11 protein-coding genes are annotated in these 12,953 nt (G+C 70.1%); 4 read left to right on the top strand and 7 right to left on the bottom strand.

All coding sequences use genetic code 11. The features are described from left to right. Positions 1-13: 13 nt before the first annotated feature. From mutT to SNOV_RS13880, 3 genes are all read right to left on the bottom strand, one after another. The gene (mutT, locus tag SNOV_RS13870; RefSeq protein ID WP_013167579.1) at positions 14-433 is read right to left on the bottom strand and encodes an 8-oxo-dGTP diphosphatase MutT; all 420 of its coding nucleotides are present in this window, start codon (positions 431-433) and stop codon (positions 14-16) included. Between the two features lie 2 nt (positions 434-435). Next, entirely contained in the window at positions 436-1,674 is a 1,239-nt protein-coding gene (gene argJ / locus SNOV_RS13875) for a bifunctional glutamate N-acetyltransferase/amino-acid acetyltransferase ArgJ (RefSeq protein WP_013167580.1), read from the bottom strand. A gap of 161 nt (positions 1,675-1,835) precedes the next feature. Beyond that, positions 1,836-2,849, bottom strand: a complete 1,014-nt coding sequence (locus tag SNOV_RS13880) for a peptidylprolyl isomerase (protein WP_013167581.1) — start codon at positions 2,847-2,849, stop codon at positions 1,836-1,838. A 439-nt stretch (positions 2,850-3,288) separates the two neighbouring features. On the opposite strand from SNOV_RS13880, the gene secA reads away from it, so the two are divergent. After that, a complete protein-coding gene (secA, locus tag SNOV_RS13885; RefSeq protein ID WP_013167582.1) occupies positions 3,289-6,084 on the top strand; it encodes a preprotein translocase subunit SecA in 2,796 nt (931 codons plus the stop codon). Next, positions 6,081-6,500, top strand: a complete 420-nt coding sequence (locus SNOV_RS13890) for a nuclear transport factor 2 family protein (protein ID WP_013167583.1) — start codon at positions 6,081-6,083, stop codon at positions 6,498-6,500. The genes secA and SNOV_RS13890 overlap by 4 nt, the downstream gene beginning before the upstream one ends. A 221-nt stretch (positions 6,501-6,721) precedes the next feature. On the opposite strand, the gene SNOV_RS13895 is transcribed toward SNOV_RS13890, so the two are convergent. The 4 genes from SNOV_RS13895 to SNOV_RS23840 all read right to left on the bottom strand — a co-directional run bounded on the left by SNOV_RS13895 (position 6,722) and on the right by SNOV_RS23840 (position 10,933). Next, positions 6,722-8,503 carry a L,D-transpeptidase family protein gene (locus SNOV_RS13895; protein WP_013167584.1) on the bottom strand — a complete coding sequence of 594 codons (1,782 nt, stop codon included), beginning with the start codon at positions 8,501-8,503 and terminating at the stop codon, positions 6,722-6,724. 202 nt (positions 8,504-8,705) lie between these two features. Continuing rightward, positions 8,706-9,659: an acetyl-CoA carboxylase carboxyltransferase subunit alpha gene (locus tag SNOV_RS13900; RefSeq protein ID WP_013167585.1), complete on the bottom strand. Its 954-nt coding sequence runs from the start codon at positions 9,657-9,659 to the stop codon at positions 8,706-8,708. Between the two features lie 115 nt (positions 9,660-9,774). After that, entirely contained in the window at positions 9,775-10,779 is a 1,005-nt protein-coding gene (locus SNOV_RS13905; RefSeq protein ID WP_013167586.1) for a site-specific tyrosine recombinase XerD, read from the bottom strand. 10 nt (positions 10,780-10,789) lie between these two features. Then, positions 10,790-10,933: a hypothetical protein gene (locus SNOV_RS23840; protein WP_013167587.1), complete on the bottom strand. Its 144-nt coding sequence runs from the start codon at positions 10,931-10,933 to the stop codon at positions 10,790-10,792. A 175-nt stretch (positions 10,934-11,108) separates the two neighbouring features. On the opposite strand from SNOV_RS23840, the gene SNOV_RS13910 reads away from it, so the two are divergent. Together SNOV_RS13910 and aroB are read left to right on the top strand one after the other, a co-directional pair. After that, positions 11,109-11,714 (top strand): shikimate kinase, encoded by a 606-nt coding sequence (locus SNOV_RS13910; protein WP_013167588.1) that lies wholly within the window; start codon positions 11,109-11,111, stop codon positions 11,712-11,714. Next, positions 11,711-12,871 (top strand): 3-dehydroquinate synthase, encoded by a 1,161-nt coding sequence (aroB, locus tag SNOV_RS13915; protein WP_013167589.1) that lies wholly within the window; start codon positions 11,711-11,713, stop codon positions 12,869-12,871. The genes SNOV_RS13910 and aroB overlap by 4 nt, the downstream gene beginning before the upstream one ends. Positions 12,872-12,953 lie beyond the last annotated feature (82 nt).

Here is a 12,953-nt window from a genome sequence, read left to right on the forward strand (position 1 = left end):
GTCGTCGGATCCTCTACCGCCCCGGCCCCAGCAAATCGACCAGCACCGGGATCAGCGGCTCGTCGGCGGGCGGCATGGGGTAGTCGCGCAGCGCGCGCGGCTTCACCCAGGCGAGGCGCTGGCCCTCGCGGCCATGGGCGTGGCCTTCCCAGCGCCGGCAAATCCACAGCGGCATCAGCAGCTGGAAGGTCTCGTAGGTGTGCGAGGCGAAGCTCAGCGGCGCGAGGCACGGCTCCTTCACGACGATGCCGAGCTCCTCGGCGAGCTCGCGGATCAGGCAGTCCTCCGGCCGCTCGCCGAGCTCGACCTTGCCGCCGGGAAACTCCCACAGCCCCGCCAGCGACTTGCCCGCCGGCCGCTCGGTCAGCAGCACCCGCCCGTCGACGTCGACGAGGGCGCAGGCGGCGACGAGGACGAGCTTCATCGGCGCCATGGTCAGGACCGGTAGTCGCCGTTGATGGCGACATATTCCTTGGTGAGGTCGCAGGTCATCACCCGGTCCGCGCCGCGCCCGAGGCCGAGATCGACGGTGAGGTCGATGACGTCGTTCTTCATGTAGGCGGAGACCTCGGCCTCGTCATAGGACGGGTCGCGCGTGCCCTCATGCGCCACGCGGATCGGCCCGAAGGAGATGGAGAGCCGGTCGCGCTCGGCCGGCTCGCCGGCCTTGCCCACCGCCATCACCACGCGGCCCCAATTGGCGTCCTCGCCGGCCACCGCCGTCTTCACCAGCGGCGAATTGGCGATCGACATGGCGATGCGCCGGGCCGAGCGCTTGGAGGTCGCGCCGGTGACATGGATGCGCACCAGCTTGCGCGCGCCCTCCCCGTCCCGCGCCACCTGCTCGGCCAGATCCGCCAGCACGCCGGTCAGCGCGCGGCGGAAGCGGGCGAGGCGCGGGTCCTTGGCATCCGAGATGCGCGGCGCGCCGGAGGCGCCGGTGGCGAACAGCAGCAGCGTGTCGGAGGTCGAGGTGTCGCCGTCGATGGTGACGGCGTTGAACGAGTCGGTCACGCCCTTCGACAGCAGCGCCTGCAGCGCCGGCGCGTCGATGGCGGCGTCGGTGAAGACGAAGGACAGCATGGTCGCCATGTCCGGCGCGATCATGCCGGCGCCCTTGGCCATGCCGGCGATGGTCACCTCGACGCCCTCGATCTTCACCTTGGCGGTGGCGAGCTTGGGGAAGGTGTCGGTGGTCATGATCGCCTTGGCCGGGTCGATCCAGGGCAGCGGCGCGAGGCGCTTGGCCGTCTCCTCCAGCACGCCCTCGTACTTCGTCGCGTCCAGCGGCTCGCCGATGACGCCGGTGGAGGCGAGATAGACCTCGTCCTCGCGGCAGCCCAGCGCCTTGGCGGCGATTTTCGCGGTCAGCGCCGTCGCCTCGCGGCCCTTCCTGCCGGTGAAGGCGTTGGCGTTGCCGGAATTCACCACCAGCCCGCGCGCCGAACCCTTGGCGAGGATGTCGCGGCACCATTCGACCGGCGCCGACGGGCACTTCGATTTGGTGAACACGCCGGCGACGCTCGTCCCCTTGTCGAGCGCCAGCAGCAGCACGTCGGTGCGGCCCTTGTAGCGTATGCCCGCCTCGGCGGTGGCGAAGCGCACGCCGGCGACGGGGCCGACCTCGGGCGTCGTCTTGGGCGCGAGCGGGGAGACGGGGGAAGCGTGGGCCATCGGGAAAATCTCTGCGGCAGGAAGGGCCGAACCGATGTGCCCGAGAAGCGCAACATCCGCAAGACGGATCGCCGCTCCCCGGCCGGCCGCGTCGCCCGGACAAGAAAAAAGGCCCCGGACGCGCTGTCCGGGGCCTCGTTCGTCACGGCGTCAGGCGCGGCTCACTGCGCGGGCTTCGGCGCGTCCGGAGCGGCCGGCGCGTCGGCGGCCGGGGCCTTCGGCGCGGCGTCGGTCTTCTCGACCTTGGCGGCCTCGCGGGTCTTCTGCACCGCCTCGGCCTGCGCCTTCTGGGCGAGGAACTGCTCGATCTGCGGCTTCACCTCGTCGAAGGTCGGGGTCGGCTTCTCGCGCTTCTCCTCGACCTTGATGACGTGCCAGCCGAACTGCGTCTTCACCGGCTTGGACACCTCGCCCGGCTTCATGGCGAAGGCGACCTCGGCGAATTCCGGCACCATCTGCTCCTTGGCGAAGAAGCCGAGATCGCCGCCGTCCTGCTTGCCCGAGGGGTCCTCGGTAAGCTGCTTGGCGAGCGTGGCGAAGTCCTCGCCCTTCTTCAGCCGGGCCTCGACGTCCTGCGCCTTCTTCTCGGCGGCGGCCGAGGCCTCCTTGTCGTCCGGCGAGGCGCGGAACAGGATGTGGCGGGCGTGCACTTCCTCTTCCGGCTTCTGCTGCTTCACCGCCTCTTCATAGGTCTTCTTCATCGCGTCGTCGGTCAGCGCCGCCTTGGTCGCCTTCTCCAGCGCCGCCTGCATCAGCACGCGCTTGCGGATGAAGTCGAGCTGCTGCTTGAAGGCCGGGGTCTGGTCGAGCTTGTCGGCCTCGGCGGCCTGCGCCATGGCGGTCAGGTCGATCAGGAAGCCGAGCACATATTCGTCGCGGGCCGGGCCCTGAAGCTGCGGGGGCAGGTTCTGCGCCAGCTCCGCGGCAGCGGCATTCACGTCGCCGCGGGTGATCGCCGCGCCGTTGACGGTCGCCAGCACCGTGTCGTCGGGCTGCGCGCTCGCCGCAGGAGCGGCGGCCGGCGCGGCCGGGCCCTTGGCGGGAGCGTCCTGCGCCAGTGCCGGCAGCGCGGGGATGAGGGCCGCGCCGAGAAGCGCGGCGAGCAGGCCGGCGCGCAGCAGGCCGGCGGGGCGGGAAGATGCCTGGAGCACGGCATGCGGGCGATGACGGGTCATGGGACGTTCCTCAAATTGCGGTTGTCCGCGGTTGGGCGGCGAAAGCTGGCCCAGTCGGGTCCATGTTGCAAGCGGGTAGAATGGGACGGCGGAACATATTTGGCGCCGCGGCGCCGGGTGGCGATGAGCCGGCCTCCCGCCTCCCTACGGGAAGGGAAACTGTCGTCCGGCGCGCGATTGACAACCCCCAAACCCGTTCATAAGTGTGGCAGGCGGTGCGGGGCCTCCCGCGCGCTCGCATTTATGTGACGCAAGAACCCGCAAGCCGTTCGCGGCGGCCTGGCGTGCAAGACCCATTTCGGCCGCAAATGGCGTCTCGTTGAGCCCTGGCCCCGTGGAGGAGCCCCGGCATTCGCGCCGGCAGCTTGCACTTAAGGACGCGGCGGCCCGTCACCGCTCGTCTGACACCTGATCCTGGCGGACACGGATTGGAAGTCTCATGTTCGGCGCTCTCGCGCGAAAGCTGTTCGGATCGGCCAATGACCGCCGCGTGCGCGGTTACCAGCCCAAGGTGGCGGCCATCAATGCGCTCGAACCGGAGGTAAGGGCGCTCTCCGACGAGGAGCTGCGCGCCCGCACGGCCGCCTTCCGCGAGCAATATGCGAACGGCACCAGCCTCGACGACCTGCTGGTCCCCGCCTTCGCCACGGTGCGCGAGGCCGCAAGGCGCGCGCTCGGCCAGCGCCATTTCGACGTCCAGCTCATCGGCGGCATGGTGCTGCACGAGCGCGGCATCGCCGAGATGCGCACGGGTGAAGGCAAGACGCTGGTGGCCACCGCCCCGGTCTATCTCAATGCCATCACCGGCAAGGGCGTGCACGTCGTCACCGTCAACGACTACCTCGCCAAGCGCGACGCCGAGTGGATGGGCCGGGTCTACCGCTTCCTCGGCCTCACCGTCGGCGTGATCCATCACGGGCTCGACGACAATGAGCGCCGCGAGGCCTATGCCTGCGACGTCACCTACGCGACCAACAACGAGCTCGGCTTCGACTATCTGCGCGACAACATGAAGTACGAGCTGAACCAGATGGTCCAGCGCCCGCACTATTTCGCCGTGGTCGACGAGGTCGATTCGATCCTGGTCGACGAGGCGCGCACGCCGCTGATCATCTCCGGCCCGCTCGACGACCGCTCGGACTTCTACAACACCATCGACACCTACATCCCCAGGCTCGACAAGAGCGACTACGAGGTCGACGAGAAGCAGCGCTCCGTCGCCATGACCGAAGCCGGCATGGAGAAGATCGAGACCCTGCTGCGCGACGCCGGCCTGCTGAAGGGCGACAGCCTCTACGACATCGAGAACGTCTCGGTCGTCCACCACGTCAACCAGGCCCTGCGCGCCCACACGCTGTTCCAGCGCGACAAGGACTACATCGTGCGCAACGGCGAGGTCGTCATCATCGACGAGTTCACCGGCCGCATGATGCCGGGCCGCCGCTATTCGGAAGGCCTGCACCAGGCGCTCGAGGCCAAGGAGCGCGTCCAGGTCCAGCCGGAAAACCAGACGCTCGCCTCCATCACCTTCCAGAACTACTTCCGCATGTACGAGAAGCTGGCCGGCATGACCGGCACGGCGAACACCGAGGCGGCGGAGTTCCAGGACATCTACAACCTCGAAGTGGTCGAGATCCCGACCAACCTGCCCGTCCAGCGCGTCGACGACGACGACGAGGTCTACCGCACGGCCGGCGAGAAGTACGACGCCATCATCGCCCTCATCGAGGACTGCAAGACGCGCGGCCAGCCGGTCCTCGTCGGCACCACCTCGATCGAGAAGTCCGAGCTGCTCGCCGAGCTGCTGAAGAAGCGCGGCTTCAAGCAGAAGGACTTCTCCGACGCCGACGCCTTCCGCAGCCTCTATGACGGCGACCAGGGCAAGGCCTCCGAGAAGGTGTTCGCGGTGCTCAACGCCCGCCACCACGAGCAGGAATCCTACATCGTCGCGCAGGCCGGCGTGCCCGGCGCCATCACCATCGCCACCAACATGGCCGGTCGCGGCACCGACATCCAGCTCGGCGGCAATGCCGACATGCGCATCGCCCACGAGATCGCCGACATGCCCGAGGGCGAGCAGCGCGCGGGCGCCGAGCAGCGCATCCGCGACGAGGTGGTGACGCTCAAGGCCAAGGCGCTCGCCGCCGGCGGCCTCTACGTCATCGGCACCGAGCGGCACGAGAGCCGGCGCATCGACAACCAGCTGCGCGGCCGCTCCGGCCGCCAGGGCGACCCCGGCCATTCGCACTTCTTCCTGTCGCTGGAAGACGACCTGATGCGCATCTTCGGGTCGGACCGGCTCGACGGCATGCTGCAGAAGCTCGGCCTCAAGGAGGGCGAGGCCATCGTCCATCCCTGGATCAACCGGGCGCTGGAGAAGGCGCAGCAGAAGGTCGAGGCGCGCAACTACGACATCCGCAAGAACCTGCTGAAATACGACGACGTGATGAACGACCAGCGCAAGGTGGTGTTCGAGCAGCGCGTCGAGCTGATGCAGGACGAGGACGTCGCCGAGACCGTCGTCGAGATGCGCCACGGCATCATCGAGGACATCGTCGTCAAGCACGTCCCGCCCAACGCCTATCCCGAGCAGTGGGACACGGACGGCCTCGGCGAGGAGCTGAACCGCATCCTCGGCCTCGATCTGCCGGTGAAGGAATGGGCCGGCGAGGAAGGCATCGCCGACGAGGAGATGCGCGAGCGCATCCAGTCCCGTGCCGACGAGGCCATGGCGGCCAAGGTCGCCAAATACGGCCCCGACATCATGCGCTATGTCGAGAAGTCGATCCTCCTGCAGACGCTCGACCATCTCTGGCGCGAGCACCTGGTCACGCTCGACCATCTGCGCCAGGTCATCGGCCTGCGCGGCTATGCCCAGCGCGACCCGCTCAACGAGTACAAGTCGGAAGCCTTCCAGCTCTTCGAGGCGATGCTCTCCAACCTGCGCGAGGCGGTGACCGCCCAGCTCATGCGCGTCGAGGTGGTGACCACCCCGCCGCCCGAGCCGCTGCCGGTCATGCAGGCGCACCATCTCGACGCCGGCACCGGCGACGACGAATTCGCGCTCGCCGATGCCGAGATGAGCGCCGAGGCGACGCTGGCCCCCGCCGCCGACGCCGGTTCCCCGCGCCGCGACCCGAACGACCCGTCGACCTGGGGCCGGGTCGGGCGCAACGAGGTTTGCCCCTGCGGCTCGGGCCTCAAATACAAGCACTGCCACGGCAAGTTCGTATGAGCGATAAGGCGCCGGCCGACGATGATCGGACCGGCGACAGCCGAGCCGACGATTTGGCCGGCGTCGAGACGGCCGAGCGCCGCCTGCGCGATGCCGCCCTGCACGGTGACGTGGCGGCGCTGGACGAATTGCTGGCCGACGATTTGATCTTCGTCGACCAGACCGGCCAGTTCCTCTCCAAGGAAGACGACCTCGCCATGCACCGCACCGGCGCGCTCAAGCTCGGTGCGCTGCGGTTCTCCGACTACCGGCTGCGCCTGCTGTCGCCCGGCGTGGTGCTGGTGGTGCTGCGCGCCGACGCCTCCGGCCGCGCCGCCGGCGAGCCCTTCGACGCCGCGCTGCGCTTCTCCCGCGTCTGGCGCTTTGAGGCCGGCCGCTGGCGGGTTGCGAGCGCGCATTCGACCTTCATCGCCTAAGAGAATCGAAGTCGTCATCCCGGCCGCAGCCCGAAGGGCGGAGAGCCGGGATCGCCCCCATCCCTCCACTCCCCCGCACGCCCTCATCCTGAGGTGCCGCCGCAGGCGGCCTCGAAGGATGGTCAGCTCAGCGCGCCCGGACGAGCATCCTTCGAGGCCCGGCTTTCGCCGGGCACCTCAGGATGAGGTCCATCGTGTGGGAATCGGGCGCGTGAAGGCGCCTACTGCACCGACGAGGAGAATCCGCCGGGCGCCAGAATCGAGGCGCCGGGCAGCGCGCCGGGCGTGCCGTAGAGCGGCTGCTGCGAGGAGGCGACCGAGGGCCGCAGCACCGGCGCGTCGCCGGTATCGGCCGTGGACGTCGCGGCGGGCGTCGCCTTGGGCGATGCCACAGTGCTGGTCGTCGCGCCATAGCCCGGATGGGTCGGCCGCGTCACGACGGGCGCGGCGCTGGCGGAACTGGTCGTCGCCGGACGCGGCGCGGCGGAGCTCTGGCCCTGCGCCGCCGGCTTCGCCGGCGCGGCCGGACGGGTCGACGCCGCCTGCGGTCGGGCGGTCGGCCGCTCGGGCGGCAGCGGCACGTCCGCCGGCGTGCCGGTGCTGGCGGTCGCCGCAGGAACGTTCGGGGGCGGTGAGCCGCCGCCGAACCAGCTCTTCAGCCCGGCGAAGAAGCCACCGCCGGAATCGAGCGCGGCGACCTGGGTGCCGGCCGGGGTGTTCTGCACGCTCCGCGCCGGGGCCGGCGCGAAGGCGCCGAACAGGCTCGGCGCCTGAGCCGGCGCGGCAGCGACCTGCGTGCGCACGCCGCCCGGCGCGTCGGTCGGGCGCGGCGCCGGCAGCGGCACGCCACCGGCGACCTGCACCGGCGCGGCGCCGGACGTGCGGGCGGTGCCGACCATGGGGCCATCGGCGCCCTGCACCACGGTGTCGGCCTTGGCGAGCGCGATGCTGTCGGCCGGGGCCGGCGCGTTGGTCTCGACGCCCCATTCGCTGCCCGGCGGCTTCACGATCGCCGGCAGCGAGCCCGGCGCGTTCAGCTCCGGATTCTCCAGCTTGGCGAGGAAGACCTTGTGCATGCCGCCGTCCTTGCCGGTCTTCACCGGGGCGGTCGGCTGCAGCGTGCCGGCGCTGGCGATCTTGGCGTTGACCTGCTGCTGGCGGGAAGCGAGCGCCTGCTGCAGCCCTTCCGGCTGGGTGTATTGCGGGCACGGCGCCGAGGCGTCGAAGCGGGCGTTCGGATCGACCGGCGTGGCGTTGAACACGTAGCGCTTGGCGCAGAAATCGACCTTCGGCGGCGCCTTGGTGACCTCGAACGTGTCGCTGCCTTCCTTGATCATCTTCCAGAAGGCGAGGTTCGGGTTGTTGCGGTGGCGCACCATGTTTTCCGCGGTCATGCGGAACGGATAGGCCTGCACCTGGAAGGAGCGCTGGCCGCCCATGAAGCTCTCGCGGCCGAGCGCGAACACTTCCTGCACCTGCTCGTCGGTCATGGCGTAGCAGCCGCGCGAGGTGCAGTCGCCATGCACCATCAGATTGGCGCCGGTGCGGCCGAGCGAGCGGTCGAAGGCGTTGGGATAGCCGAGATCGAAGGACAGGTAGTACTGGGAATTCGGATTCATCTGGCCGGGGGTGACGGTGTAGAAGCCTTCCGGCGCCTGCCGGTCGCCTTCCTTCACCTTCGGCCCGAGCTCGCCGGACCAGCGGCAGATCGGATAGGTCTTCAGGAGCGCATAGTCGCCGCTGGTGGTCTGCTTCCAGACTTCCAGCTCCGATTCTTCCTTGAAGATGCGCACCACGATCGGGCTGGTGCGCGACATGCCCTTCTCGCCGATCAGCGCCACGGTCTGCGGCGACAACGACTTGGTGCCCTTCGCCGACATGGGCGAGGGACCGTCATCGCCGGTGCAGCCGGCGAGAGCGAGCGCGGCGGCGCCGGCCAGCAGCGCGGCGCGCCAGCGCGCGGACCCCTTGTGCAGGAGGCGCGAAAAGCTTGGAACCCTCACCCCAAGACTCCCCACTAAAGCTCCCCGACACGCCCGCCCCACGCGGGCGTCCTGCAAAGCGTTATACGCGTGCGGGCCGCATCGCAATCCCGCCTCGCATTACCGGCACGTCCCAACGCCTGCGCGCAGCGGCGAAGGCGGTCGTCGCGGCCGGGCCCTGGAGCATTTCCCGTTCGGATGTTCCATCCGAACGGAAAGGGCTCTAGAGGTTCCGGCCGATGGCGAGGAACTTCTCCCGGCGCGCCTTGCGCAGCGCCGCCGAGTCCAGCCCCTCGAGATCGCCCAGCGCCGCCTCGATGGCGTCGCCGGTGGCGGTGATCGCCGCCTGCGGGTCGCGATGCGCGCCCCCGGTCGGTTCGGCGATGACGGTGTCGATGACGTTGAAGCGGAGCAGGTCCTGGGCGGTGATCTTCATGTTCACCGCCGCTTCCTGCGCCTTGGCGGTGTCGCGCCACAGGATCGAGGCCGCGCCCTCCGGCGAGATCACGCTATAGATGGAATGTTCCAGCATGAGCACCCGGTTCGCCGTGGCGATGGCGATCGCGCCACCCGACCCACCTTCGCCGATGATAACGGCGACATTGGGGACGCCGAGCGAGAGGCAGGCATCGGTGGAACGGGCGATCGCCTCGGCCTGCCCGCGTTCCTCGGCGTCGAGGCCGGGGAAGGCGCCGGCGGTGTCGACCAGCGAGATGACGGGGAGCGCGAAGCGGTCGGCCAGCTCCATCAGCCGCGCCGCCTTGCGGTAGCCCTCCGGCCGCGCCATGCCGAAATTGTGCTTGATGCGGGTCTCGGTGGAGGAGCCCTTCTCCTGCCCGATCACGCAGACCGGCCGGCCGCGGAAGCGCGCGAAGCCGCCGAGGATGGCGTGGTCGTCGCCGAACTTGCGGTCGCCGGCGAGCGGGTCGAACTCCTCGAACAGCCCGTCGGCATAGTCGGTGAAGTGCGGGCGCAGCGGATGGCGCGCAACTTGAGTCTTCTGCCAGGGCGAGAGGTTGCCATAGAGCTGGACGAGCGCGTCCTTGGCCTTGCCTTCCAGGCGGACGATGTCGTCGCCGATGGAGACGGCGTCGCCCTGCGCCGCCATGGCGCGCAATTCTTCCAGCTTGGCCTCGAGTTCGGCCACGGGCTTCTCAAAGTCGAGGTAGCTGCGCATTTGGGATTGGTGAACCGGCTCTCATGAATGGGGCCGCTGTCGAGCGCGGCCCGCGAAAATCGCGCGGAAGCTGCCCCGACAGGGTGGCGACGTCAAGGCAAGGCGGTAAATGCGCTTAATCGCCGCTCGTGTCGCCCAGCGGATGCAGGTCGCGCACGAGGCTCTTCAGCCGCTCGTCGAGCACGTGGGTATAGATCTGCGTGGTCGAGATGTCGCTGTGGCCCAATAGCGTCTGCACGATGCGCAGATCCGCCCCGTGCGCCAGCAGATGGCTGGCGAAAGCGTGGCGCAGCACATGCGGCGAGAGCTTGCTAGGGTCGAGCCCGGCGGCGAGGGCGAGGTCCTTGAGGTCGAGCGCCACCTGCTGGCGGGTGATGTGGCCGCTTGCCGCAGCGGAAGGGAACAGCCAGCGGCCGTCCTCCGGCCTCGCCTTCGCGCCCTTCACCGTCGCCGCCTGCCCCAGCGCGACGCGATAGGCCCGCATCGCCCCCTTCGCCGCCTCGCCGAGCGGCACCAGCCGCTCCTTGTTGCCCTTGCCGCGCACGATGATGGCGTCGCCCTTGGCGTTCGCCGCCGAGGCCGGCAGCGCCGCGAGCTCGGAGACGCGCAGCCCGGTGGCGTAGAGCAGCTCGACGAAGCACGCGACGCGCGCCCGCCGGGCCGCCTCGCCCGCCCGCACCGCCGCATCGCCGGCACGGTCCGGCAGGGCGCCGGCAGCCGGGGCGGCGCAGGGCGCGGCCGCGCGGGCATGGGCCGTCTCGATCAGCGTGGTCACCTCGTCGAGGGTCAGCACCTTGGGCAGCGGCCGGCCGCGGCGCGGGCCTTCCAGCACGGCGGCGGGATCGTCGCCGCGATAGGTCTCGACATAGAGGAAACGGTGGAACTGGCGCACCGCCGAGAGCTTGCGCGCCACGCTGGCGCCGGCGAGGCCGCGCGCGGAGAGAGCGGCGAGCCAGGCGCGTATGTGCTCGGTGCCCGCCTCCAGCGGGCCGACGCCCTCGTCGACGAGGAAGGCCTCGTAATCGTCGAGGTCGCGGCCATAGGCGGCGAGCGTGTTGGCGCCGGCCCCGCGCTCGGCGGCCATCATGTCGAGGAAGAGCCGGGCCTCGTTTGCACCCATCTTTGCCCGCTCATTTGGCGAAGCGATCGGCCGGCACGTTCACGCTCATCTCGCGCGTGTGCGGCTCCACCAGATTGGCGAAGGCCCAGAGCGTGCCGTACACGACGCCTCCGATAAGGCCGAGGACGACGAGAAGGCGGATGAGGCTCGGCATGGAACGATGTGGCCCTGCGATTCGAAACGGTTCCCGGCCACCCGATCCTAAAGCCTTTGGGCGGCCGGACGGAAGCAAGCGGACGCGAGCATGACACCTCCGTCTGAAGGCGGCGTTACATTGCATCCCCGCACGGCGGATGATAGTCCGCCATTGCCATGAGCGGGCACGGGACATGACCACGAGCATCGACCAGGACGGCAAGGCCGCGGCGCTGAACGAGCTGCTCGGCGTGCGCTCCATCGTGCTGGTCGGCATGATGGGCGCCGGCAAGTCCTCCGTCGGCAAGCGCCTCGCCCGCCGGCTCAACCTCGCCTTCGCCGATGCCGACACCGAGATCGAGCAGGCGGCCGGCATGACCATCCCCGAGATCTTCGCCCATCACGGCGAGCCCGCCTTCCGCGACGGCGAGAAGAAGGTCATCGCCCGCCTCCTGGAGCACGGGCCGATGGTGCTCGCCACCGGCGGCGGCGCCTATATGAACGGCGACACCCGCGACGCCATCGCCCGCCACGGCATCACCGTGTGGCTGAAGGCCGAGCTCGACGTGCTGCTGCGCCGCGTGCGCCGGCGCGACGACCGCCCGCTCTTGAAGACCGAGAATCCTGAAGCCACGCTGGCGCGGCTGATCGAGCAGCGCTATCCGGTCTATGCGCAGGCGGACGTCACGGTGGTGTCGCACGACGTGCCGCAGGAGGTCATGGTCGACGAGGTGATCGACGCGCTGACGCGCCATCTCGGCGTCGGCGCGGAATCCGCGCGATCGGGAGACGAGACGTGAACAAGCCTGCCATCGACGCCCCCCCTGCCCCGCGCACCGACGTGACCCAGCTGCGCGTCGGCCTCGGGGAGCGTTCCTACGACATCGTCATCGGCTCGGGCCTGCTGACTGAAGCGGGCGCGCGCATCGCGGCGCTGCGTCCGGGCGCGCGCGTCGGCATCGTCACCGACCGCAACGTCGCCGAGCGGCATCTGTCCACCGTCGAGGCGGCGCTAGCCGAGGCCGGGCTCACCTCGGTCGCCATCCTCGTCGAGCCGGGCGAGAAATCGAAGAGCTACGGCGTGTTCGAGACCGTGGTGGACGCGCTGATCGCCGCCCGCATCGAGCGCCGCGACCTCGTGCTGGCGCTGGGCGGCGGCGTGGTCGGCGACCTCGCCGGCTTCGCGGCGGCGGCGCTGCGGCGCGGCGTCGACTTCGTGCAGGCGCCGACCAGCCTGCTGGCGCAGGTGGATTCCTCCGTCGGCGGCAAGACCGGCATCAATTCCCGCCACGGCAAGAACCTCGTCGGCGCCTTCCATCAGCCGATCCTGGTGCTCGCCGACACCGGCGCGCTCGACACCCTGCCCCTGCGCGAATTCCGCGCCGGCTATGCCGAGGTGGCGAAATACGGCCTCATCGACAACGCCCCCTTCTTCGCCTGGCTGGAGCGCAAGTGGGAGCAGGTGTTCGCCGGCGGCCCCGCCCGCATCGAGGCCATCGCCACCAGCTGCGCCGCCAAGGCCGCCGTCGTCGCCCGCGACGAGAAGGAGACCGGCGACCGCGCCCTGCTCAATCTCGGCCACACCTTCGGCCATGCGCTGGAAGCGGGCGCGGGCTTCTCCCAGCGCCTGCTGCACGGCGAGGCGGTCGCCATCGGCATGGCGCAGGCCTTCCGCTTCTCGGCCAGCGAGGGCCTGTGCGACCCGGCCGACGCCGCGCGCGTCGAGGCGCATCTCAAGACCGTCGGCCTGCCCACCCGCATGTCCGACGTCCCCGGCGAGCTGCCCGGCACGGACGGGCTGATGGACCTCATCGCCCAGGACAAGAAGGTCTCGCGCGGCGCGCTGACCTTCATCCTCGCCCGCGGCATCGGCCAGAGCTTCATCGCCCGCGACGTCGACCCGGCGAGGGTGCGCGCCTTCCTCGACACCGAGCGCGCGGGGACGCTGCACCGATGAGCCGGGCACCGGCGCTCTACGGCCTCAGGCACTGGCTGAAGGGCCGCCCGCCGGTCCGCCCGCCGCAGCCGCAGAGCCCGCC

The sequence above is a fragment of the Ancylobacter novellus DSM 506 genome (assembly GCF_000092925.1).
GTDB classification, from domain to species: Bacteria; Pseudomonadota; Alphaproteobacteria; order Rhizobiales; family Xanthobacteraceae; genus Ancylobacter; species Ancylobacter novellus.